This window comes from Mariniphaga sediminis, from assembly GCF_003573545.1.
Taxonomy (GTDB): domain Bacteria; phylum Bacteroidota; class Bacteroidia; order Bacteroidales; family Prolixibacteraceae; genus Mariniphaga; species Mariniphaga sediminis.
Map to the genome: position 1 here is coordinate 59,125 of NZ_QWET01000012.1, position 23,694 is coordinate 82,818.

The window sequence follows — 23,694 nt, forward strand, 5'->3', positions numbered from 1 at the left end:
AGGACAGCGAATTTATTTCTGAAAATATTATTCATGAGCCTGTTACTTCCTTTGCGAATCCTTATTCCGTTCGTTGTAAAAGCAATCAGCTCGACATCGATTTTTTTACCATCTCGTCAACATGGATCCGGGTTGTATTGAGGAATGGAATTCCCAGGTATTTTTCTTCTGTAAACATAATGGGAAATTCGGTACAGCCCTGAATTAGCGAATCGATACCATGTTTGTCAATCATTTTCTGAACAATCCCTAGCAATTCAGTTTGGGTGCTCTCCTTAAAAATTCCTATTTCAAGTTCGGTAAAAAGCAATTCGTTAATCCGGTTAATATCATCTGAATCCGGCGAAATAACCTCAATATTGTCGCGGCCAAAAACATCGGAAAAGAAAGAGGCATTCATGGTAAACTTGGTACCAAACAATCCGCAGCGTTTTAGTCCGGTTTGCTTTGCCCTTGTTTTGCAGGCCTCTACAATACTGATAAGCGGAATAGTCACCTTTTCTCTGATTTCGTCAAAAAATAAATGGGGAGTATTGGCGCTAATGACCGCAAAATCAGCTCCTGCCAATTCCAACTTTGAAATACATTCGACAATATAACCCGCCGCTCCTGTGTAATCTTTTTTTTCCAGCCGACCGATAAAGGTGGCCATATTAACACTGTACACAATAATTTCCGGGTAGTTCAGACTTCCGTTCCCGTTTAACGTATTGATCTGACTAATAATCTCCTTATAATAATCGACGGTGGCTTCCGGCCCCAATCCTCCAATAATACCTATTGATTTCATTTAAAAACGATTTTATACCCCTACAAACAATATCCCTAAACATCCTGTTATGTCACCTTGTTTAGTATTTAGCAGAATCTTCGAAAGCAAATGTAGAAATTAAATCCCAAACACCATTAAGACCTTTTTATCCATTTAAAAAACTCATTCTGTTTAATTTGATTTATAAACAAGTAGACTCAGCGAATTTTTTCTACCAGCCTGCTATTTCTGGCCCTCAGCAAAAAAGCCAGGATGAGCACATTTATTAAGGCCAGGATAACAAAAACCAGAAAGCCCCGGGCATAACCAACTGCGCCAAATGCTCCTGCAATGGTTCCCATAACAGGAGGCAGGGCAAATCCGCCAAAAGCCCCCAGTCCGCCAATCCAGCCGGCAGCGCCGCCCACTGCATTCGGCACATAAACCGGTACCAGTTTAAATATTGCAGCGTTGGCAAATCCCATACCGGCAGCCAGCAATAGCACAGCAAAGACACTGCCCGGGACAGAATGTGAAATGGAAAGTGCTGCCGTGGAAATCAGAATGGCAGTTATTGCGAGCAGGGCCACCTTCTCTCCCCCAAACCTGTCGGCTACAGACCCGCCGGGAACACGCAACACCGAAGCGAGAATGGAAAAAACTGCTGTATATAATCCTGCCTTTACCGAATTGAAACCCTGGAATTCGGCCCAATAGGTCGGGAACCATGCCGTCAAAGCAATAAACCCGCCAAAAGTGGTAAAATACAAAGCCACAAGCGCCCAGGTATTTTTAACTTTTGCAGAAAGGAGAAGGCTGTCTTTTATACTGCCTGCAGGAAAAATCTCCTGCCCTTTTTCCCGGGCCTTTTCTATCGCTTTAGCCTCCGGAACCCCGGCTTTTCGATATTGAAAATAATAAGCATTTACACCGACAATCCCGTAAAGGATAGTCCCCACAAGCAAGAAGAGAAACCATGCAAAGTAAGCGGAAATAAATCCGTAGTATGTCAAAAATACGGGCAATACCAAAGAAAAAATTCCTGGGGCAAGGTTTCCGAGACCGCCAAAGATACCCAGCGCCATACCCTGCTTATTTCGGGGAAACCAGTAAGAAGTTTGCCCGATACCTACTGAAAAGGTGGCAATTCCGCAGCCACTTAAAAAGCCAAAAGTCAATACAAGGCCGTACATGCCTTTCATGCCATCGGGATAAGAAGTAAATAACAGCAGGGTAACGCCGCCCAGCCCTATAACACTGAGCAGCATAAGAATCAGAAATGATTTTTTCCCTCCGTTGGTATCTACCGAAGCGCCAAAAGGAATACGCAACAGAGAGCCCGAAAGTGCCGGAATTGCAATTAGCAGGCCTACCAATGCGGGTGTTAAATCCATCGCTTCCTTAAACTTGACAGCTGTTGGTCCGTATAAAGCAACCGCTGCAAATCCGAAAAAAAATCCAACTGTACTGCCAGTCAGGCCTCTTCTGCTGTTTCCCCTGATATTCATGGTGTAAGTTTCAATATTGGTTTCTTCCAAATCTAAATAAAGTAAAAACCAAATTTTGTAACAGATGCAACATTCCGGATAATTTGGAAAAATCGTCCATCGGTATAATTAATTTGAATAGTTTTGCTGTAAATCAAAATTATATGACAAAATGAAGAAGATAGTTTTACTTTTGGCCGCTTCTTTTGTGGCCGTTTCACTTTTTGCACAAACCGGAAAAGTTCTTGAATCCCTGGTATTTGAAAGCCAAAAGGTGAGTTATCCTGTAGAATACTCTGTTTACCTTCCACCCGACTACGATATTTCACAAAGGAGCTACCCTGTGCTCTATCTGTTACACGGGTATTCCGACGATGAAACAGGCTGGATTCAGTTTGGCGAAGCAAATTCCATTGCCGATCGGGGAATTGAAAACGGCGATTTTCCTCCCTGCATTATTGTAATGCCTGATGGGAAAGTTTCGTGGTACGTGAACAGCCACAACGGCGATGATCCGTGGGAAGACATGTTTACCGAAGAATTTATACCACATATTGAAAAAGAATACCGCATTCGCAGCAAAAAGGAATTCAGGGCCATTGCCGGACTTTCCATGGGAGGAAACGGCGCTCTCTTGCTTTCCATGCGACACCCTGACCTGTTTTCGTCATGCGTTGCTCTCAGCGCCGGCACATTTACCGATGAAGAAATACTAACCGGTAGTGCATACGAGCGTTATTTCGGAAATATTTTTGGTCCGAAACCGACTGACGGCAAAGTGACCGATTACTGGAAATCTTACAGTCCGCTGCACCTGCTGGAAACCGTGGATGCAGACAAACTAAAATCCATCCGGTTTTACATTGACTGTGGCGACGATGATTTTCTTTACAAAGGCAATTCGGCTCTTCATGTAAAAATGCGCAACCTGGGTATTCCTCATGAATACCGTGTACGCGACGGTGCTCACCGATGGGAATACTGGCGCACAGGGCTATACGACGGACTAAAATTTATCTCAGAAAAATTTCACCGGTAAAACCTGCCGGCAATTCTAAATTGAATGTGTAGAATTTTCCCAGCCTTTGGGACAACCTACATGGAAAAGCGCTACGAATAATGCTGCTTAAATTCTTCCCAATGAACGATTTCTTCCAACTGTTTACGTTTCTTGGGAGGAATTTTTTCTTCTTCCGGATAACCTAACGGTATCATAGCTACCGGCACAATATAACCCGGAAGTTTCAATGCCTCCGCACTGCGCTGCGTATCAAAATTGCACACCCAGCAGGTCCCCAATCCCAGTTCGGCTGCCTGAAGGGTCAGGTGGTCAATGGCAATGGCAACGTCAATTTCTGCTGAATCTTTCCCGTCAATACTCCTTTTCCACGATTGCGAATGATCGGCACAGGCCAAGATAACAACCGGCGCTGTTTTAAACCAGTCGCGTTGATAAGCATTATGTAATTTGACCAAATTCTCCGTTTTTTTTATCACAATAAAATGCCATGGTTGAAAATTTACAGCCGATGGCGCCAGTCTGGCTGCCTCCAGTATTTGCAGTATTTTTTTATCATCTACAGGCGTGTCTTTATAACTCCTGACGGAATAACGGCGGTTTATAAGCTCAGCAAACTTCATAATTTCTTCATTACAGATCAAAACCGGAAAAATATGCTTTTTTTAATAAAATCAAGATTTTTTTGTAACGATTTTCCAATCCGGTCGTCTCATTCTATGTTCAGAATAACAAAAACTATTTTTTTAATTAAAATTGGAAACCATGAAAAAATTAAATGTATTGAGTTTGTTCGTCCTTTGTTGCCTCTTTCTCCCGGCTCTTGCCAATGCCATTGATTTTAGCACTAAAATTATAAACTATGAGATAGAGGCCGTTGAAAATGTAACGCCTGATAAATCAGTTGAAAAAGTTTGGAACCTGACCTATGAGGGCTCTGACAAACCGGTTACTGTAGTAAAGCGTAGTACTGCCAAAGGAGTTGTTTACATAGCCACTACATCTTTTTTTGAAGTATGCTACGGCTGTTCACAAAAAGGATTTGGCGTCAGGCCCATAAAGAAAACATGGAGCACTGTTCCCACCGAAATTAACGACGCCGTCCTGAATGCTGACGAAGTAAAAAGACAGGAAGTTATTACTCCCCAAAAAATAGATGACGAAAAAGCATTGGGATTAATTGCCAATTACCTGCCCAATTTACTCAACGGCAACTATAAACACCTGTTAAACTAAAAATCCAGGTTATAATCTGAAAGTAACAGGGTAACCAGAAAAACGGGCCATAGCCAAAATCCTGCCTGAACAAGGGCAAAATTCATAGCAGGAAATGACGTAAAAAAACGGGGAAGTTAGCAGGCATAAAAGTAACCAGACTGAGTATCAGACACGAGTAAAGAACATAAAATACTTAGAAAAGAAAGATTCTTCCAGAGCATTTTATGTACCGGAAAAGGGAAAATGAAAAAATTTGTAATCTGCTGAAAACTTCCCCGGCCCGTTTACCAGCAGAAAAATAAGCAACATGGCCATGGCAAAATCCGTACGGGCAGCATGGGCCATAAACCAGAATCCTTCATTCAGCAGAATGGGGATTTTTGTTGTAATCAGGGCTGTTGCCATAATTGTTAACAACGGAATAGTTGCGAGCCTTGTCAGCAGTCCGGTTAGTATGAATACTCCGCAAACAACCTCGAAGCTTGCAACAAAATATGCCCAGAATTCCGGGTTTTCGAAACCGATATTTTCAAAGCGGCCTACTCCTACCATTTCAGGATAAAGAAACTTCTGAATGCCTTCGGAGAGGAAAACCAGCCCCACTATAATACGCGGAATCATCGATCGGTTGTCATTGTCCGAACTCCAAAGCCACGCTCCAATCTTTTTTATTGAATTCATAATACCCTCATTTTAAATGAGTCCTGCACCCAAACCAATGGAAATAAAAGTAAGCATTACAGCCACTAAAACCTGAACGAACCGGAAAGTTACTTTTTTGAGCAGCCTGCTCCCGGCAAAAGCGCCGGCAATGGCAGCAAGAGTTGCAGAAACAAGCAATGTCAAATTCTCAGACAAGCCGGAAGTCGTAAATCGCGAAGCATAAACCGACAACCTTGTAATGTCAACCAACGACGCAATAATTACCCCGGTGGCAATAAATGCTTCTTTGGAAAGCCCGCTTTTTATAAGAAAAGCACTCCGCAAAGCCCCCTGAACACCTGCCAGCCCCCCGAAAAAACCACTCAACAAACCGCCAAAAATCAACCTGTTACCTCCCATCTGGATCTTTTGCATCGCCGGCAAAATTTCAGACACGGAAAAGAACAACAAAAGAACGGCAATGATTAGCTTCACCGGTGTTATCTGAAACATTCTACCCCAAAGCTCATATTCATAAACAGAAGGTAAACCGGTTATTTTTAGTAACAGCCATGCTCCAATAAAAGATGCCATAACAGCCGGAATACCAAACCTGATTAGAACCGGCCTGCTGGCCATTTTCCCTACCAGGCCCATTTTGAAAATATTATTGGCAAAATGTACGACGCCGGTTAAGGCAATGGCAATCTCCACCGGAAAAAACAGGGCGAATACAGGCATTAAAATGGTTCCCAATCCAAACCCGGAAAAAAAGGTAAGTATGGCAGTAAAAAAGGCGGTAAAACATATGACTGTAATTTCCAGCATTTTTTCTCTTTTCTGTCCGCATGTAAAACATACGGGTTCAATAAATATACGAATAAAAATAAAAGACAAAATGATATTAAAATCAATTCGATTAATAAATTTTGCCTGGAAAGCCCGCCCTTCTTCTATAAATATTGTCAGCAAAAACAGGAAAAATTGCAGTGATGTCTCTCAATGGTTTTACTGCATTTATCCTGTTAGAGTGACGTTAAAGATGCAGGAGGTTCTTAAAAATTACTTACATTTACCGTTTACAAAACTTAATAAATATGAATCAGCTTTTCGTAAAAGAAATTAAAACTCAGAAGTCGGTTAGTTTCTCTGAAGCAGAACATTTACTGGAGAAGCATTGTGTTTCCAATCCTATTCAGATTTTAAACTGGAAAGATTTTAGTTATATGCCGAAAGTCAATTTTCGGATAGGGCACACAGGAGATGAAATCTGGCTAAAATACTATGTAAAAGAAAAACACATCAGGGCCAGGGAAACCCGCACTAACGGTGATGTTTACAAAGACAGTTGTGTGGAATTTTTCATTTCGCCCGGAGAGAAAAATTATTACAATTTCGAGTTTAGCTGTATTGGCACCATCCACCTTGGCTATGGCCCGGGAAGAGGCAACCGGAAATTTGTCGATCCAAAAATTATTGAAAAGATTGATATTAAATCGTCGCTGGGAAGCGCTCCGTTCAATGACAAATCAGGAAACTTTGAATGGGAAATGATGATTCGGATTCCGATTGAATCTTTTGCTTACAGCAACCTGAAAACCTTTAAAGGATTGAATGCAGAAGCCAATTTTTACAAATGCGGAGAAGAAACAGCTGTGATGCATTATGTTACGTGGAACCCCATCAAAACTGAAAATCCGGATTACCATCGCCCCGAGTTCTTTGGGAAGGTGCAATTCGAATAAAATACCCAATGGATTCACCCGCTGAGCCATAATCAACGGGTGAATTTTTTGTTTATCCAACGCACTCGCTGAAATTAACTTCCGTAACCGGTTCTTTTGACAAAAAAAAACGATACCGGAGATGGGAAACTTACGCCTTTTCCAAAAACATTTTCAAATTCAAGCAAAAAGCCTTTTGTTTCAAACATAAGTTCATTATATTTGTAGTGTATTAATTAAAAATGGAGGTTATTATGCCAGGATTAAACAGAACAGGACCAATGGGTGCAGGCCGGATGACAGGGAAGCAGCTTGGCAGATGCACCGGAAGTACCCATGACATTTCAGAGAGTAAATCCAGAAATTTCAGGCGTGGATTCCACAGTGGGTCCGGACGTGTTGGCAGACGAGGTTTTAGATTCAGATGGAGAAATCCTTATTGGAACTATCCCAAAAATCTTTGTCAGAACAGCTCAGACGAAACATTGCTCCAAAATGAAGTGTGGGTATTAAAAGACCAACTAATGAGAATTGAAAAGGAATTGAAAAAAATCCGCAAAGCCAAGAATGAAGATTGAACAAGTGGGTTTTGCTTCCTGAAATTATGGAAACTCATCACTTTTCAGGCCTCTCAATATTGAGAAGCCGAAAAGTTTTTTTAGTTAAAATTTGACATTTATTGCAGACAAATAGTCTAAAAAAACAAACAAAAACATTTAAAATGACACCGGGAAAAGGAATGGGAACTGGCGGCCACAGGGGCAGGAATAAGGGGGGAGCCTATGGCCCCGGCGGTTATTGTCTTTGCGTGAAATGCGGGCACAAAATCCCCCATAAACAGGGAATAAAATGTACCGAAATTAAATGCCCGGAATGTGGCCACACCATGGTGCGTGAGGAGCTTGTAAAAAACAAAAAACAGAAGAAGTAACCCACCCATCTAAAACTGAGACAAATAGCTACTATTCGAAAAAAAAATATCGAAATCATCATTGGATTTATTGGCGACTTACCCTAACTTCGTCATTCATTGTAGCAGGCTTAACTATACTTATGAATGTACTGGAGAAAACATTGGTCGACTCATTAAAGAAGGGAAACCACAAATCCTTTGAACTGGTATTTAAAACCTACTATCCCCGATTGTGTACTTACGCATTCGACTACACCAAACAACTGGAGACAGCCGAGGACATTGTAAAAGATTTTTTCCTCGATTTTTGGCAAAACCGGGAAAAAATTTCCATAAAAACTTCCATGTCGGGTTACCTTTTCAGGTCGGTACACAACGCCTGCATCAACTACCTGGAAAGGGAAAAAAGAAAAAACAAGACACTTTTGGTGGAGGATATAACGGTAGTCGAACTGAAAATCAGGCAGCCACTTTCTCCCGATTATCCCGTTGGAAATATTTTGGCCAAAGAACTGGAAGAACAGATAAACCTTCAAATCGAAAAACTTCCACCACAATGCAGGGAAATTTTTATACTGAGCCGTTTTGAAGGACTGTCGCACAAAAAAATTTCTGAAAAACTGAATATTTCTGAGAATACAGTTAAGGTTCAAATATTCAGAGCATTAAAAAACATCAAAGAAGCCCTTCCACACCTATTCATTCTTCTTTTCTCATTCTTCAAATAAAAAAAACACTCCCCCTTGTAATACCTCCAGGTAAAAATTGTGTCATCATAATTAGAAAACAAAAAATGAAAGAGAACTTAAACATAACAGAAAACGAGAAAAAAGCCCTCATCGATTATTTCTCAGGAAAACTCACATCGGAAGAATCCGGGCTACTGAACAACTGGCTTGAAAAGAGTGAAGGCAACAAGTTGCTGTTCGACCAGATGACAGATATATGGCAAGCCAGCCATTTTACCCGGATAAATGACAAAATAAATATGGAAGATGCCTGGAAGGAAATTCAGGATCAACTAAGTAAAGAAAACAAAAAACCTATTCAGAGCTGGGTTAGGTTACTCAAAGTAGCCGCCGTTTTGATACTGGTTTTCATTCTGGGAGGAATTGGTCATGCTTTGCTTCACAGCAAACCCAATATTGCAGATCCCTTTCTTGTTGAATATGTAGCCCCTCTTGGTTCACGCTCGTTTGTAAAAATGCCCGACGGTAGTAAAATCTGGCTCAATGCCGGAACAACGCTGTCATACAATAGCCATTTCGGCATTGAAAACCGTGCAATAAACCTTTCGGGCGAAGCTTTTTTCGAAGTAGAAAAAAACCCGGCGCTTCCGTTTACAGTTCAAACCAGTGAATTAAATATTACAGCGCTCGGCACAAAGTTCGATGTAAAAGCTTACAGCGAAGAAAAAACCATTGAAACCACGTTAATTGAAGGCTCTGTCAGATTGGAAGGAAATAATTTCAAACTAACAGAAGATGTGATACTCACGAGGAACGAAAAAGCCATTTTTACAAAACATAGTAAATCCGTTGATTTTATTGATACTAATCAATCCTTAAAAGAAAATGAAACGGTGCCGAAACAAGAATCCGGATTAAAAATTATCACCTCCATCGAACCGGATCCTATTATCTCCTGGAAAGATGAAAGGTGGATAATAAACAACGAAAAATTAGGTTCACTTTCCCAAAAACTGGAACGCCGGTATGCTGTGAACTTTATTTTCGACAACGAATTACTGAAAGAATATTCATTTGGAGGAACACTTGAAGACGAAACACTACAACAGGTGTTGGATGCTATTTGCTCAAGTTCCCCAATCAAATACGTCATTGAAGGAAAAACAGTTTACATAATGTCTGATAATCAAAAAATGGGAAAATTTAAACATTTGCTTATGAAATAAAATCCGTATTTAAAAAGGGAGATCAGTATGACCTCCCAAATCTTGTGTAAAGATAATGTTGCTTCATATTGGCACTATGAGGCAACACATTTTAAACCTTAACGATTCAAAAATATGAAAAATTTTTTTAAGGAACTGTCTCTTCCTTGTAAACGAGGCATTAAAAAGGTTTTACTTATGACGAAACTAACATTCTTTCTAAGCGTATTTCTGGTCTTGCAAATGTCCGCAAGCGTGTATTCGCAAACGCGCTTGTCCATCAAATCCAAAAACAAAACAGTAAAAGAGGTATTTTGGGACATTGAGAAACAGAGTGAGTTTCGTTTCTTTTACAACGAAGATTTTGTGGATATGAAACGCAAAGTCGACTTTAACATTGAAAACGAAACGATTACTGAAATCATGGCTCAACTTTTCGATTTTTCGAAAACCACCTATAAAATTGCAGAAAATAACCTCATTGTGATTATTCCGGCCGAAGGGCAACAGCCCCAAACGGTAAGAGGCAAAGTCACCACAGCCCAGGGAGAGCCAATTCCGGGTGTAACTGTTATGCTCAAAGGAACCAATTCCGGAACGGTTACAGATGTCAATGGAAGTTATTCCATTACAATTCAGCAACCAAACGATGTCCTCGCATTTTCTTTCGTAGGTCTTTTAACCCAGGAGCTTGAGATTGGAGAACAATCGACGATTAATGTAACGATGAAAGAAGATATAGTGGGAGTGGATGAAGTAGTTATAGTCGGCTACGGGAGTCAAAGAAAAGTAAATCTCACCGGAGCCATTGCGACAGTTGACGGGGAAGCTCTTGCCCGGCGCCAGGTAGCTCAGTCCTCCATGGTATTACAGGGTGTTGCTCCCGGTGTGGTAGTCACTCAGCGCAGTGGTCAGCCCGGACGCGATGGCGGAGCGATCAGCATCAGGGGAAAAACAACACTGGGCAACAGCAATCCTCTCATCCTTGTTGACGGGATAGAAATGGGAATTAACAACATCGATCCTACTTTAATTGAATCCGTCTCTATATTAAAAGATGCAGCATCTTCATCCATCTATGGTTCAAGGGCTGCCAATGGTGTTATCCTGGTAACAACAAAAAGGGGGCAGCAAGACAAACTGTCTGTTTCGTACAACGGATATGTGGGAACACAACAACCTACCTTCCTTCCGAATATGGTAGGAGCCATTGACCACATGCTGCTTACTAATGAAGCCTATGTAAACGTAGGTAAATCCCCTCTTTATTCAGAGGAATATATTGAGGAATACCGGCAGGGAATGGCAACCAATCCGGATAGGTATCCTGACACAGACTGGTACGACCAGGTCTTAACCGGTAATGGGTTAATGCAGAGTCACTTTTTAACGATGAACGGGGGAACTGAGAAAGTAAGGGTTTTGGCCTCACTCGGATACCTGGATCAAAACGGTATCATGTCAAATACCAATTTCGACCGATATACGTTACGCATCAATACCGACCTTAATTTAACCAAAAGCTTTTCAGCACAGGTTGATGCCCACATTAAACAATCTCATTTAGTTGAACCTTCAAGAGGAACAAACTCTGCAATCCACTGGTCGGGGCGCATACCCGCAAACCAGGGGGGTGTTCTTTCCAATGGGCAATGGGGCGAAGGTTGGAATGGAGATAACCCGATTGCTTTTACAAAAGACGGCGGGCTATATACCCAGGAGGCTCCTTCGTTTTCCCTGAACCTTGTTTTGAAATACCAACCCGTTGACTGGCTTTTTATGGATTTGGCCTACTCTCCAAACTACTGGCAATCCAATGTATCCGATTTTGTTAAAGCCATTCAAACCTACAGATGGGATGGCTCGGAAAGTTATAAAGCCCCCCAGAAAAGTACGCTCAACACAAGCCATAGCCGTAGTCTGCACAATAACCTGAGAAGTACGATGACATTCAGCAAAGAATTTAAGGATCACGCGGTGAAATTACTTTTGGGTTATCAGCAGGAAGATTACCGAAACGATGCGCTAAGAGGCTACCGGGAGGTTTTTCCATTCCCTGATTATCCGGTACTGAATTCCGGTGGTGAAGAAAACCAGAAAGCTTACGGTTCGGCCAGCGAATGGGCGTTGCAGTCATTCTTTGGGAGGGTAAATTACGATTTCAAAGGACGATACCTGTTTGAAGCCAATTTCCGGCAAGATGGTTCATCGCGCTTTGTCACCGGCCGGAAATGGGGATTTTTCCCCTCATTCTCAGCAGGCTGGAGATTATCAGAAGAAAATTTCTTTGAATCACTTAGTCCTATTATAAATAATCTAAAAATCCGAGCTTCATGGGGACAATTAGGAAACCAGGATATTGGACTTTACCCGTTTTCTTCCGATGTTAATCTTGGATTGAAATATGTTTTCGACAAGCAGGTAAACAGCGGTGCAGGGATTACCAGTTTGGCCAACACCGAAATTTCGTGGGAAACGACCACAGCTTCCAATCTCGGCGTGGATCTTACTTTATTCGATCGCTTAAATATTGTGGCCGAATACTATTATAAAGTAACTGATGATATTCTTCTGGATCTTGATATTCCCAGGATTATTGGAATGGATGCCCCGGAACAAAACGCGGGAAAAGTTGAAAACAGAGGGTGGGACCTTGGTTTGAACTACAGCAATTGGGACAACGAATTTAAATATGAAATTGGCATCAACATTTCGGATGTAAAAAATAAGGTATTAGACTTAAAAGGCGTGAACAAAACCGGACTAACAGTTAATCACGAAGGATATCCCATGCTTTCCATATATGGTTTGGAGGCTGATGGATTTATTGAAGAGGAAGACTTTAATGAAGATGGGACATATAAATATGCCAGACAATATGGTACCATTGCACCCGGCGACATTAAATATATCGACCAGAATAATGACTCAATTATTAATGCCAGTGATTATAAAATAATTGGTGCAACAATACCCCGCTATACGTTTGGTCTCACGTTTAACGGCCAATACAAGAATTTCGATATTGGTATTTTTCTTCAGGGAGTAGGAAAGGCTGATGGAATAATCCGCGATCAGGGTATTATGCCATTTCTTATGGGAGGTACTATCCAGGAACAACACAAAGACCGTTGGACCCCTGACAATAAGGATGCAACATTCCCTCGTTTTGCATTTAATGAAACCAATAATGAACAAACATCAAGTTTCTGGATGCGCAATGCGGCTTATATGCGGCTAAAAAACCTGCAGGTTGGCTATTCCTTGCCGGCAAGTGTAACCAACCGGATAAAAGCCGAAAAGCTTCGTATTTACCTGAGTGGACAAAACCTGCTTACCCTGGAAAACTTCTGGGATGGATACGATGTTGAGGCTCCTGTGGGTAATGGAGGTTACTATCCACAAGTAAAAACTTTCAGTATTGGTGTTGATGTCAAATTTTAATTGTAAAAAAATATGAAATCAAAAATAAAATATTCCATTTTAACCATTTTACTAACATTTGCGTTGGTATCATGCGAAGATTATCTGGAAAAATATCCGCTAAATAATCCATCTGACGCCACATTTTTATCTAACGAAACAGAGCTGAAGATGGCAGTGGCCGGTTGCTACAACATATTATGGTCGCGAGTACAATCAATGCCATTTGTTCCTGTTTTCGATCAAGTATCTGATATTGGCTGGGACAGGAATGGTTCTCCGCTTCAGGCAGCAGGGCGTGGTGACGCTGATTCAAGAAATGCCGATTTGTTAGGCCTTTGGACAAATTTATACCAAGGCATATCAAGATGCAATTATTTGATTACAAACATGGAAAGAGGACAAGAAAACATACCGGCTCAGGTTTTTGCACAGAGCAAAGCAGAAGCCCGATTTCTTAGAGCACTCTATTACCATTATCTAATAGAACTTTGGGGTGGAGTTCCATTGGTAACAACTCCTTTATCTCTGTCTGAGTCTAATGTTCCAAGAGCTACAAAATCGGACATCGCTGACTTTCTGATTACTGAATTGAACGAATGCGCCAATGATTTGCCGCAAGAAACCAATCCTTTATCGGGAAGAGCTTCAAAAGCAGCAGCGTGGGCACTCGTATCAAGAATAGCTTTGTATAATGAACGTTGGAGCGATGCTATTTCTGCTGCGCAAAAAGTAATGGCCATGGAAGGCACAGAAGTACTTTTACATGACAACTATATGGATCTTTTCCAATATGCCGGGCAGGATTCAAAAGAAATAATTTTTTCTGTTCAATTCCTGAAAGGAGAACAGATGCACTCTATGTTTCGCTTCTTTGGTACCCGAAATGCAAAAGGACATACCAATAAGAAGCCAAGTTACCAAACTGCTGACACGTGGGAATGTATTGACGGACTTCAGATTGATGAATCGCCATTGTATGATCCGCAAAATCCATTTGCAAACAGAGACCCCAGGTTAAATTTTACGCTTTCATTGCCTGGTTCTATCTTTTTGGGATTTCAGTATGAAACCCACGGCGACAGCCTTTATTGCTGGAATTACAATGTGGATCCGCCGCAAAGAATACCCAACCTGGAAGCCACTCACGCTTATGCCACATTTACCGGAATTGGCTGGCGAAAATATGCCGATAACCTGGATAAAGATGCTGTAAACGACAGTGAGCTGAATATGATTGTAATGCGCTATGCTGAAGTCTTGCTTAACTACGCTGAAGCAAAAATTGAAGCCGGTCAAATAGACCAGTCTGTTCTTGATGCCATCAACAAAGTGAGACAGCGTCCAACAGTTGAGATGCCTCCAATTACAACCACTGATCAAACAGAACTGAGGTATGCAGTAAGACGCGAAAGAAAATATGAATTGTCTTGTGAAGGACTCCGTCTTTTCGATATCCGCAGGTGGAAAATTGCAGAGAATGTTATGAATCTGCCTGTTCTGGGTCGTATGAAAAAAGCGTATCCAGCTATTGCCCCAAGAGTAGACGAACACGGAACATCGTATTACGACAATATTCCGATAGCTCAGCAGGGAGAATCAGCAGACTTTAAAATGCGCGTGGTGGAGATTCGCTCTTTTGATAAAAATCGCGACTATTTATGGCCGATTCCTTATGTTGAAATGGATACAAATTCAGAAATGACACAAAATCCCGGATACGGGGATTAGCTTAGTTTAGTTCATTGTGGTTCCCCGGCGAAACCCAGGGAACCACTTTTTTCTTTTTGTTCTCAAAAAAATAGGAAGAATAGTACTATACCCGTTATATTAGCGCCAAACATTAAGTAATGTTTAAACCGCTTAATTTTCTAACTGTTTTATTTATTAAAATTTCATTTATTTCGGATTTAATGAATGGGAGTTTGGATATAATACCCTTTTCCTAATTTATTCTAGAAATACTAAAAAATGTAATCATTATTAACCATTAAGATATTACTATGTTTGCTACAAAAAAATTTCTGACAATTATTCTTGCACTGATTGTGTCATCAATATTTCCATTCGATGCCCAAAGTCAAACAAAGGAGTACGACATTGTAATTTACGGGGGAACCTCTGCCGGGATTGCGGCAGCCATTCAAAGTTCGCGTATGGGGAAATCGGTAGTGGTAATTGAACCATCCACACGACTCGGAGGATTAACCACCGGCGGGCTGGGAGCCACTGACATTGGTAACAAACAGGCCGTTGGCGGAATTTCCCGTGAGTTTTACCAGAATATTAAAAGGTATTACGAAAAACCGGAAAACTGGAAATGGCAGAAACCGGAAGAATACCGACAAAGCAGAAACAAAAAAGGAGAAGATGCGATGTGGACTTTTGAACCGTCAGTTGCATTAAAAGTATATGAAAAAATGATGGCAGCCGAAAAAATCGATGTGGTCTATGAGCAACGGCTGAACCGAAAAAACGGTGTAAAGAAACAGGCAAAAAAGATTGTGGAAATTGAAATGGAAGGCGGACAGAAATACCGTGGAAAAATGTTTATCGACGCCACTTACGAGGGTGACTTAATGGCAACTGCCGGTGTTAGTTACACCTACGGCCGTGAATCAAACAAGGAATATGGCGAAACATTGAATGGGGTTCAGGCCAATGATATTGGCATAACCCTCAAAAGGGGCGTTTCACTCAACAGCATTCACCACAATTTTATTGATGGCGTTGATCCCTACGTTGTACAAGGCGATCCTTCGAGCGGATTATTGCCGTTTATTGTTGAAGGTGGCCCCGGTATTGACGGGCGTGGCGACAAAGGTATTCAGGCCTACTGTTTCCGTATGACCCTGACCGACCATCCGGACAACCGCATTCCTTTTAAAAAGCCTGTTGGGTACAACGAACTGGAATATGAACTCCTTTTCCGGAATTATGAAGCTGCCGAAGGGCCGATTGAAGAAATGTACCATTACGGCGATCCACTGGTTCCCTGGATAAATTCAGCGATGCCTAACCGGAAAACCGACACCAACAACCAGAAGGGTTTCTCTACCGATTTTATCGGGCAGAACTGGGATTATCCGGAAGGCAGCTATGAAGAACGTGAAAAAATTATCGAACGGCACCGGTCGTACCAGCAGGGATTAATGTGGACCCTGGCCTACCATCCGCGTATTCCGGAGAAAGTAAGAGACGCCGTTTCGAAATGGGGAACCTGCAAAGATGAGTACGAACGGGAAGACGGTTGGCAGCAGCAGTTGTATATCCGCGAAGCACGCCGGATGATTAGCGATTATGTAATGACCCAACGCCACTGCGAAGGATTGGATGTGGCTGAAGATCCGGTTAGCCTGGCAGCCTACGGAATGGATTCGCACCAGGTGCAACGCTATGTAGATGCCAATGGTTATGTCCAGAACGAAGGCAACGTGGAAGCACATGGATTTTCACCCTACCCTATCAGCTACCGTTCCATCATTCCCAAAAAAGAAGAATGCAACAACCTGCTGGTACCTGTTTGCGTAAGTTCGACCCACATTGCTTTCGGCTCCATTCGTATGGAACCTGTCTTTATGATTTTGGGCCAGTCGGCAGCCACTGCAGCGGCTTTGGCCATCGAAAACAAAACAGATGTACATGCACTGGACTACAACATTCTGAAAAGCCGTTTGCTGGAAGACAAACAAATTCTGGCACACGAATGAGATAAAGTTTCTTTCAATACTTACTAAAACGAAATAAAATGAAGTCGAATCATAAATACCTGTTTGGGGCAACAACATTCCTGGGACTCCTTTTTATACTATTCATATTCCAGGGATGTAAAAATCAGCCCGCCCATACTTTTGAGGCCGACGTAGTTATTTACGGAGGCACATCGGCTGCTGTTATCGCCGCAGTTGAGGTGGCTCAATCGGGCAAATCCGTCATTGTCGTTTCTCCCGACATTCATTTGGGAGGACTGACCGCAGGTGGACTGGGTTGGACTGACACCGGCAAAAAAGAGACCATTGGCGGGCTGGCCCGAAATTTTTACCACCGCGTGTACAACCATTACCAACAGGACGAGGCCTGGAAATGGATGCAAAAGGAAGAATACGGGAATACCGGCCAGGGAACTCCTGCCATTGACGGGGACATGCGTACTATGTGGATTTTTGAGCCGCACATTGCCGAACAGGTTTTTGAAGAGCTGATTCAGGAAAATAACATTGAATTGTATCGTGATGAATGGCTCGACCGGAAAAACGGAGTAAAAAAGACCGATGGAAAGATTACTTCTATCACCACACTTTCCGGCAAAACATTCCAGGGAAAAATGTTTATGGATGCCACTTACGAAGGCGATTTGCTGGCTTCGGCCGGGGTTAGTTACCACGTGGGCCGCGAAGGCACCAATGTTTACGGGGAAGAGTGGAACGGAGTACAAACAGGGGTTTACCACCACCGGCACCATTTTAAAGTACTTGCCCAGCCTATCGACCCCTATTGGGAGCCGGGGAATCCGGTAAGCGGACTGCTACCACGCATTAGCCCCGACCCACCGGGAGAAAAAGGCGAAGGCGATAACCGGATACAGGCATACTGTTTCAGGGTATGCATGACCAACCATCCTGAAAACCGCATCCCTTTTCCCAAACCTGAAGGCTACGATTCCACCCAGTATGAATTGTTGGTGCGTATTTTTGATGCCGGCTGGCGCGAATGGTTCGGGAAGTTCGACGCCATTCCCAACCGGAAAACCGACACCAACAACCACGGCCCTTTTAGCAGCGACAATATCGGAATGAATTACGATTACCCCGAAGCCAGCTACGAACGCCGCAGGGAAATCATCAAAGAACATGAAACTTACCAAAAGGGACTCCTTTGGTTTGTAGCTAACGACAAGCGGGTTCCCGAAGACATTCAGACAGAAATGAAAAAATGGGGCCTGCCAAAAGATGAGTTTACAGACAACGGGCATTGGCCTCATCAAATCTATGTACGTGAAGCCCGGCGAATGATTGGCAAATTTGTGATGACAGAAAACGAGTTGCTGAAGCGCACTCCCACTCCCCAATCGGTAGGGATGGGTTCCTACACCATTGATTCCCACAATGTGCAACGATATGTAGATGAAAACGGACACGTTCATAATGAAGGCGATATCGGTGTTTCACTACCCGGTCCCTACGAAATTGCCTATGGCGCCCTGGTCCCTAAAAAAGAAGAGTGCCAGAACCTGCTGGTTCCGGTCTGTGCATCTGCCAGCCACATTGCTTTTGGCTCCATTCGGATGGAACCGGTATTTATGATTCTTGGCCAGTCGGCGGCAGTAGCTGCCTGCATGGCTATCGACAAAAACAGTGCTGTTCAGGATGTGGAGTACGAAAAACTAAAAAAACGGCTGTTGCATAAAGGACAGGTATTAACCCTGGAAAATATCATTCAATAACGGGCAAATAAAATCAGACCCGGTTCTGATTTGCGAAAAAATATAAAACCATAATGATGAAACGACGAAACTTTGTAAAAACCGCGGCAGCCGGGTCAGCATTTTTGCTGACCCCGGGGGCATTTGCTTTTAACTACTCCTCGAATCCGGACGAAAAAAAATATTGCTACCAGTCGGAACGAAAAATACCGGTGGCTTACAACGTAGATGTAGTTGTTATCGGCGGATCGCTGGCAGCCGTGGCAGCAGCGACAGATGCCGCACAGAACGGGGCAAAAGTTTTCCTCGTCGCCCAGGAACCTTACCTCGGTGAAGATATTTGCGGAACATACCGTTTGTGGACGAGCGATCAAAGCATTTTAAATACCGAACTGGGCAAGAAAATTTTCGGAGAAGGCCTGCCCACCCCGATGCATGTAAAACGTACTCTCGACAATGAACTGATTAATAACAATGTCGACTTCCTTTATTCCAGTTATGTAACCGATATTCTGAACGATAAGAATGACCAACCTGCCGGAGTTGTCATCTCCAACCGTTCCGGAAGACAGGCCATCTTTGCAAAAACAATTATCGACGCTACCCCGCGGGCTTTGGTGGCCCGAATGGCTGGAGCGCAGTTCGGAAGTTATCCTTCGGGAAAGCAAACCTTCAAATTTACCGTTGTGGGAAACAAGTTGAAGCAAACGCCCGGACTCACCGGAAAAATTCACGACGAGCAGGTGCAGCTAAAATTTGTGTCAACAGGGAATACACAGGGGAGTGGTTTTTCCGATGCCGATATCCGTTACAATGCCATAGAGTATACCATTCAGATTGACATGAAAGACGGCAGTTGGGCTTCGTTTGCCGAAGCAGAGCAAATGGCCCGCGACCTAACCTGGGACTCAGATCAGGTAGAGTCGGCAGATCTCCTTTTCCAAAATCCACCGGACAAAATGGTGGGGCAAAAAAGGTGGAACAATGCCAGCGTAGATTTGGAAAACATCAACCTGAAAGTTTTTCAGCCACGAAAGCCAGAAAACATTTTTGTGTTGAGCGGAAGCGCTAATTTGAGCGATGCAGCAGCAGAAACCTTGCTCCAGCCGGGCAAACTTATCCGGATTGGAGAACGGATTGGGAAAGAGGCCGCAACGATTGCCAGCACGTTAACCAAAATACAATCGGCTAAAATAAAAGGCATCAACCAACAAAATATACTGCCTGGTGATGTGGGCGAGATTTTGGAAGGACTACGCCCGTCACTGAACCTGGACGAAGTGGTTGCCGAAGAGACAACCTTGCCTGTTTTGGGCACTTACGATGTAGTAGTAATGGGCGGCGGAACAGCCGGCGCTCCCGCGGCAGTTGGCGCATCTCAACAGGGAGCAAAAACATTGGTGCTCGACTACATGCACGGAATGGGGGGCATGGGAACCCTGGGCATGATCGGAAAATATTACCACGGGTACCGGAAAGGGTACACCAACATTGTAGATCTCGGTGTTAAAAATATAGACCCGGATAATCCCCGAAAAAAGAAGTCACTCGGCGAATGGGTTTTCGACTGGAAAACAGAATATTTCCGGAAAGAAATCCGTAATGCAGGTGGCGATATCTGGTTTGGGGTGCTGGGCAGTGGAGCCTATGTGGAAAACGGACAGGTGAAAGGTGTAGTGGTGGCAACCCCGGAAGGCAAAGGGGTGGTGCTTGCCCACACGGTGATCGATTCGACCGGAAGTGCGGATATTGCCATTGCGGCAGGAGCAGAATATAGCTATACCGACGGACTTTCAGTGGCAGTGCAGGGGGCAGGTTTACCCTTTAAAAATCCCGACGATTTTTATAATAACACCGACTGGACATTCATCAGCGACTCCGACATGCTGGATGTGTGGCGGGCATTTATTGTGGCCAAAGATAAATTCAAAGAACAATACGACATCGGAAAGATACCACAAACCCGCGAGCGCCGGCGAATGGTGGGCGATTTCACAGTGGGCGTGCTTGATGTTTACAACCACCGAACATATCCTGATACCATTTCGGCACATCTTAGCTCGTTCGACACGCATGGGTTTACCGAGGATCCGTTCTTCTCGTTAAAACCTCCGGCTCACAGCGGAGTGGATGTTCTGGCATTTGTCCCCTTCAGGGCACTTCTTCCCAAAGGACTGGAAGGGATTGCTGTTACGGGACTGGGGGCAAGCGCCCACCGGGATGCCATGCCGGTTATCCGCATGCAGCCCTGCTTGCAAAACCAGGGATATGCCGTAGGAATGGCTGCCGCATGGGCAAAATTTAACAACCAAAAAATCCGGTACGTTGATGTAAAAGCGCTGCAAAAAGAGCTGGTACAAATTGAAAGTTTGCCGGAGCATGTGCTTACTGACGTGGACAATTTTCCACCGCCCTACGAAAAAATTCAGCAGGCTGCCCAAACAGTGGTGAATGACCTGGAAGGGCTGGAAATTATTTTATGGGATAAAGAAAGAGGAATTACGGCATTAACGGATAAATTTCATTTGTCTCAAAACGAAGAACACAAACTTGTTTATGCGCGCATTCTCGGCATGCTGGGGGAACAGGACGGCTGGCAGGAACTGATTGCCGCCCTTGATAGCTACGACGATTGGGATGAAGGCTGGAATTTCACCGGCATGGGCCAGTTCGGAAAGAGTATCAGCTACCTCGACAGCCTGATTATCGCTACCGGAAGGACGGGAAGAACAGAGGCACTTCCATCCATCATTCGCCTGGCAGAAAAGCTAACACCCGAAAGCCACTTCTCACACTTCAGGGCTGTTGCCATTGCCCTGGAAACCATTGGCGATCCCAAAGGAGCTGAACCGCTTTTCAAAATACTGGAATTGCCCGGTGTACGGGGACATACAATGCCTGATATCAAAACAGCGAAAGAACGCACTCCCGCCCATAAAAACGATGTTTCAACCCGAAACAATTCATTGCGGGAACTAATATTGGGCCGTGCGCTATACAAATGTGGCGACTACAATGGTGTAGGGAACCAGATTCTGAACGATTACTCCAAAGACCTGCGCGGACATTATTTCCGCCATGCCAATGGAGTTCTTCAGCTATTTTCAGGACAAAAGGAAAAAGAAATAGAGTTATAAACTACTCGTTCAAAACAGCGTACTCAAAATAAAATTACAGGGATTTATTGTTCCGCTGGAAGAGACAATAATATATCTGGCGAATCAAGAGTTGATATTAGCTAATTATCAGTAATTCAACCCACTTTGGGGTTTCGTCTTTACCCCGCATTGCCTTCCCCGAGCTTCGCATGGGGCTATTTTAATTTATGTCCTTCGGACACTTCTTTATCCCGAAAGGGATTAAATAATAATAGCCATGGGTAAAACCCGTGGTAATAAAGTGGATATGATAAGAACCCCGAAGTGGGTTCAGCCCTTCGAATATATCATCAGAGCGTAGCCCAAATCCGGGCCAGTGAGTGGCCGGACGCCTTCAGTTGCAAATCAAGAAAATAACCGAAAGGTGTTTGTGCTGTAGTGTATCCGCCGTTTTGCAACCGCTTTTCTGCCAAATCGAAAACCTCCCTGGTAAATTCCACGGAGGCTTTGGAATCGGAAAGATGCGCAAACGAATGCAGAATTATTTTTGTGCAGTTGTTTTTGCGGGCGGTCCACTTCAGATGGTTTACCAGCTTTTTCTCCCGGCTTTTTACATCGTTATCTTCATCTGTCTTTTCTATCTGGATAAATGCCAGAACAGAATCTGTAAAGCTGGCCCCTTCTGTTATTTCTTCTGCCGAATCCAGGTTTTTCTGCGCAGGAGTGTAACTGAATTCATCCACATACATCACAAGAACCTTCATCTATTCCTCCATTTCTGTAAGCAATTCTTCACTCAGTTTTCCGGTCCATTCACACAACAAAGCCTTCTGTTCTTCCGACAATCTTGCACCGGGATACATTAGCTTGTATGACTTGAGAGGCATTTTCCCGTCCTCCACCTCTTCACACATTTTGTCCAGGGCAGATATCTTCTCCAACACATCCATATTGCCCCATTCCGATAAGTTTAATTCCTCCTTGCCGTTCACAACATGGCTGTTTACAAGCCATGAAGCCGGAGCAATGTGATTGTACCACCTGTACTTGGTTTGATTGGAATGGCAATCGAGACAGGAAGTTTTCAGCAGCGTTTTGATATCTTCCGGAACATCGGTTACTTCGAAAAGATGATCCCCTGTCATTTCTCCCTGGTTTTTCTCCGGTTGAAAAAACTGGATTACAACAAGAGCTGTGATAAACAGAATAATAACGATGCGCAGAATTTTTTTCATCTCATTTGGATTGTTATTTCTAAAAATATTTATCTCATTTTATCAGATATTTTAATGGGTATCCGATAAAGTGCACAAGCTCATTTCAATGGCCTCCCGGAAAATCATAACACTCCCCGCACACACAAAAAAGGCCAACGATAGTGGTTCCCCTAACGGGAAATGATTTTGTAACGCATTAAGAACTTAACAATTAGCTCCCAATAAGCTTTTTAGCTTCTTTTTCAGCCCACTCTGTTAAAATTTTAATCTGCTCTTCCGTAAGTTTTTTTTCCGGTCTTTTTTCCAGGAATTTTTTAGGCGGCATATCCCCTTCTTCCACCACCTTGGCAATATCTTTCAATTTTGTGATTTTACGAACTTTCTGTAAGTCATCAAGCGTTTTAAAATCAAGTTCTTCCCGGGCATCCTCGTTCTGCGAATCAGTATTGTGACATCCAAAGCACGACTGATCGATAATGGCATTCACCTCCTTGGGCATTGTCGTTTTACTCTTATCAGAAACTGTTCTAAAAGATGTATTCAGAATAAGAATGCCGGAAAAAACTGTTGCAATCAAAAAAACGGGGAATAATACTTTCATAATTCATTTCGTTTTAAGTGAAGATAATTTTTGTTTAATATACGGTATAATTTAAAAAAACACAATAGAGGCCGGAAAGTTGACTCCATTTTCCTTCATGGGGTGAATTTTAAAACCGATAAAAGTGCTCTCTGATTTTAAATATTAACTTTGGCGAAAAAGTATAAGAAAGGATGCGTTGGTTTTTTTTGACAGTGTTTTTCCTGTTTTCAACAACCTGTGTTGTAACAGGTCAGGTTTCAAGTGGGGGCACCCCCCTCAAAGTTCCGATACTAAAAAGCCGTGG

The 23,694-nt window shown here is 43.1% G+C and carries 20 protein-coding genes; 12 read left to right on the forward strand and 8 right to left on the reverse strand.

The features are described 5' to 3' along the window. Positions 1-85: 85 nt before the first annotated feature. Positions 86-790, reverse strand: coding sequence for an aspartate/glutamate racemase family protein (locus D1164_RS15475; RefSeq protein WP_119348379.1), 705 nt, complete (start codon positions 788-790; stop codon positions 86-88). A 179-nt stretch (positions 791-969) separates the two neighbouring features. Further along, positions 970-2,259 (reverse strand): MFS transporter, encoded by a 1,290-nt coding sequence (locus D1164_RS15480; protein WP_119348693.1) that lies wholly within the window; start codon positions 2,257-2,259, stop codon positions 970-972. 151 nt (positions 2,260-2,410) lie between these two features. Here D1164_RS15480 and D1164_RS15485 point away from each other — a divergent pair, with 151 nt between their 5' ends. Then, entirely contained in the window at positions 2,411-3,277 is an 867-nt protein-coding gene (locus D1164_RS15485) for an alpha/beta hydrolase (protein WP_119348380.1), read from the forward strand. Between the two features lie 71 nt (positions 3,278-3,348). Here the strand turns inward: D1164_RS15485 and D1164_RS15490 are convergent, their stop codons facing one another. Next, positions 3,349-3,879 carry a nitroreductase family protein gene (locus D1164_RS15490; RefSeq protein WP_119348381.1) on the reverse strand — a complete coding sequence of 177 codons (531 nt, stop codon included), beginning with the start codon at positions 3,877-3,879 and terminating at the stop codon, positions 3,349-3,351. A gap of 142 nt (positions 3,880-4,021) precedes the next feature. Between D1164_RS15490 and D1164_RS15495 the strand changes: the two genes are divergently transcribed. Beyond that, positions 4,022-4,492 (forward strand): hypothetical protein, encoded by a 471-nt coding sequence (locus D1164_RS15495; protein WP_119348382.1) that lies wholly within the window; start codon positions 4,022-4,024, stop codon positions 4,490-4,492. A gap of 204 nt (positions 4,493-4,696) precedes the next feature. Here D1164_RS15495 and D1164_RS15500 read toward each other — a convergent pair whose 3' ends face one another. Beyond that, on the reverse strand, positions 4,697-5,155 hold the full coding sequence (locus D1164_RS15500) for a DoxX family protein (RefSeq protein ID WP_119348383.1): 459 nt from the start codon (positions 5,153-5,155) through the stop codon (positions 4,697-4,699). A 12-nt stretch (positions 5,156-5,167) separates the two neighbouring features. After that, positions 5,168-5,944: a sulfite exporter TauE/SafE family protein gene (locus tag D1164_RS15505; protein ID WP_241558244.1), complete on the reverse strand. Its 777-nt coding sequence runs from the start codon at positions 5,942-5,944 to the stop codon at positions 5,168-5,170. Positions 5,945-6,213: 269 nt separating this feature from the next. On the opposite strand from D1164_RS15505, the gene D1164_RS15510 reads away from it, so the two are divergent. From D1164_RS15510 to D1164_RS15555, 10 genes are all read left to right on the forward strand, one after another. Continuing rightward, positions 6,214-6,861, forward strand: a complete 648-nt coding sequence (locus D1164_RS15510; RefSeq protein WP_119348384.1) for a carbohydrate-binding family 9-like protein — start codon at positions 6,214-6,216, stop codon at positions 6,859-6,861. Positions 6,862-7,094: 233 nt separating this feature from the next. Further along, entirely contained in the window at positions 7,095-7,418 is a 324-nt protein-coding gene (locus D1164_RS15515) for a DUF5320 domain-containing protein (protein WP_147371995.1), read from the forward strand. Between the two features lie 143 nt (positions 7,419-7,561). Then, positions 7,562-7,771, forward strand: a complete 210-nt coding sequence (locus D1164_RS15520) for an SIR2 family NAD-dependent protein deacylase (RefSeq protein WP_119348695.1) — start codon at positions 7,562-7,564, stop codon at positions 7,769-7,771. A 122-nt stretch (positions 7,772-7,893) separates the two neighbouring features. After that, complete coding sequence (locus D1164_RS15525) at positions 7,894-8,481, forward strand: RNA polymerase sigma-70 factor (protein WP_119348386.1); 588 nt, start codon at positions 7,894-7,896, stop codon at positions 8,479-8,481. A gap of 65 nt (positions 8,482-8,546) precedes the next feature. Next, the gene (locus tag D1164_RS15530; protein ID WP_119348387.1) at positions 8,547-9,668 is read left to right on the forward strand and encodes a FecR family protein; all 1,122 of its coding nucleotides are present in this window, start codon (positions 8,547-8,549) and stop codon (positions 9,666-9,668) included. 177 nt (positions 9,669-9,845) lie between these two features. Then, on the forward strand, positions 9,846-13,091 hold the full coding sequence (locus tag D1164_RS15535; protein ID WP_172594318.1) for a TonB-dependent receptor: 3,246 nt from the start codon (positions 9,846-9,848) through the stop codon (positions 13,089-13,091). Positions 13,092-13,103: 12 nt separating this feature from the next. Then, positions 13,104-14,801 (forward strand): RagB/SusD family nutrient uptake outer membrane protein, encoded by a 1,698-nt coding sequence (locus D1164_RS15540; RefSeq protein ID WP_119348389.1) that lies wholly within the window; start codon positions 13,104-13,106, stop codon positions 14,799-14,801. 272 nt (positions 14,802-15,073) lie between these two features. Beyond that, on the forward strand, positions 15,074-16,780 hold the full coding sequence (locus D1164_RS15545) for an FAD-dependent oxidoreductase (protein ID WP_119348390.1): 1,707 nt from the start codon (positions 15,074-15,076) through the stop codon (positions 16,778-16,780). Positions 16,781-16,818: 38 nt separating this feature from the next. Next, complete coding sequence (locus tag D1164_RS15550; RefSeq protein WP_119348391.1) at positions 16,819-18,513, forward strand: FAD-dependent oxidoreductase; 1,695 nt, start codon at positions 16,819-16,821, stop codon at positions 18,511-18,513. A 53-nt stretch (positions 18,514-18,566) separates the two neighbouring features. Continuing rightward, complete coding sequence (locus D1164_RS15555; RefSeq protein ID WP_119348392.1) at positions 18,567-21,629, forward strand: FAD-dependent oxidoreductase; 3,063 nt, start codon at positions 18,567-18,569, stop codon at positions 21,627-21,629. A gap of 311 nt (positions 21,630-21,940) precedes the next feature. Here D1164_RS15555 and D1164_RS15560 read toward each other — a convergent pair whose 3' ends face one another. The 3 genes from D1164_RS15560 to D1164_RS15570 form a co-directional block, all read right to left on the reverse strand. Continuing rightward, complete coding sequence (locus tag D1164_RS15560; protein WP_119348393.1) at positions 21,941-22,354, reverse strand: threonyl-tRNA synthetase editing domain-containing protein; 414 nt, start codon at positions 22,352-22,354, stop codon at positions 21,941-21,943. Next, positions 22,355-22,825, reverse strand: coding sequence for a heme-binding domain-containing protein (locus tag D1164_RS15565; protein ID WP_119348394.1), 471 nt, complete (start codon positions 22,823-22,825; stop codon positions 22,355-22,357). A gap of 193 nt (positions 22,826-23,018) precedes the next feature. Continuing rightward, positions 23,019-23,408: a heme-binding domain-containing protein gene (locus D1164_RS15570; RefSeq protein WP_119348395.1), complete on the reverse strand. Its 390-nt coding sequence runs from the start codon at positions 23,406-23,408 to the stop codon at positions 23,019-23,021. Positions 23,409-23,694 lie beyond the last annotated feature (286 nt).

What these genes read in the sequence shown, in the direction of transcription:
- D1164_RS15500 (WP_119348383.1), bottom strand. Translation starts at nt 5,155, where the DNA reads ATGAATTCAATAAAAAAGATTGGAGCGTGGCTTTGGAGTTCGGACAAT.
- D1164_RS15485 (WP_119348380.1), top strand. Translation starts at nt 2,411, where the DNA reads ATGAAGAAGATAGTTTTACTTTTGGCCGCTTCTTTTGTGGCCGTTTCA.
- D1164_RS15555 (WP_119348392.1), top strand. Translation starts at nt 18,567, where the DNA reads ATGATGAAACGACGAAACTTTGTAAAAACCGCGGCAGCCGGGTCAGCA.
- D1164_RS15545 (WP_119348390.1), top strand. Translation starts at nt 15,074, where the DNA reads ATGTTTGCTACAAAAAAATTTCTGACAATTATTCTTGCACTGATTGTG.
- D1164_RS15565 (WP_119348394.1), bottom strand. Translation starts at nt 22,825, where the DNA reads ATGAAAAAAATTCTGCGCATCGTTATTATTCTGTTTATCACAGCTCTT.
- D1164_RS15480 (WP_119348693.1), bottom strand. Translation starts at nt 2,259, where the DNA reads ATGAATATCAGGGGAAACAGCAGAAGAGGCCTGACTGGCAGTACAGTT.
- D1164_RS15515 (WP_147371995.1), top strand. Translation starts at nt 7,095, where the DNA reads ATGCCAGGATTAAACAGAACAGGACCAATGGGTGCAGGCCGGATGACA.
- D1164_RS15540 (WP_119348389.1), top strand. Translation starts at nt 13,104, where the DNA reads ATGAAATCAAAAATAAAATATTCCATTTTAACCATTTTACTAACATTT.
- D1164_RS15510 (WP_119348384.1), top strand. Translation starts at nt 6,214, where the DNA reads ATGAATCAGCTTTTCGTAAAAGAAATTAAAACTCAGAAGTCGGTTAGT.
- D1164_RS15525 (WP_119348386.1), top strand. Translation starts at nt 7,894, where the DNA reads ATGAATGTACTGGAGAAAACATTGGTCGACTCATTAAAGAAGGGAAAC.
- D1164_RS15560 (WP_119348393.1), bottom strand. Translation starts at nt 22,354, where the DNA reads ATGAAGGTTCTTGTGATGTATGTGGATGAATTCAGTTACACTCCTGCG.
- D1164_RS15475 (WP_119348379.1), bottom strand. Translation starts at nt 790, where the DNA reads ATGAAATCAATAGGTATTATTGGAGGATTGGGGCCGGAAGCCACCGTC.
- D1164_RS15530 (WP_119348387.1), top strand. Translation starts at nt 8,547, where the DNA reads ATGAAAGAGAACTTAAACATAACAGAAAACGAGAAAAAAGCCCTCATC.
- D1164_RS15520 (WP_119348695.1), top strand. Translation starts at nt 7,562, where the DNA reads ATGACACCGGGAAAAGGAATGGGAACTGGCGGCCACAGGGGCAGGAAT.
- D1164_RS15535 (WP_172594318.1), top strand. Translation starts at nt 9,846, where the DNA reads ATGACGAAACTAACATTCTTTCTAAGCGTATTTCTGGTCTTGCAAATG.
- D1164_RS15505 (WP_241558244.1), bottom strand. Translation starts at nt 5,944, where the DNA reads ATGCTGGAAATTACAGTCATATGTTTTACCGCCTTTTTTACTGCCATA.
- D1164_RS15495 (WP_119348382.1), top strand. Translation starts at nt 4,022, where the DNA reads ATGAAAAAATTAAATGTATTGAGTTTGTTCGTCCTTTGTTGCCTCTTT.
- D1164_RS15490 (WP_119348381.1), bottom strand. Translation starts at nt 3,879, where the DNA reads ATGAAGTTTGCTGAGCTTATAAACCGCCGTTATTCCGTCAGGAGTTAT.
- D1164_RS15570 (WP_119348395.1), bottom strand. Translation starts at nt 23,408, where the DNA reads ATGAAAGTATTATTCCCCGTTTTTTTGATTGCAACAGTTTTTTCCGGC.
- D1164_RS15550 (WP_119348391.1), top strand. Translation starts at nt 16,819, where the DNA reads ATGAAGTCGAATCATAAATACCTGTTTGGGGCAACAACATTCCTGGGA.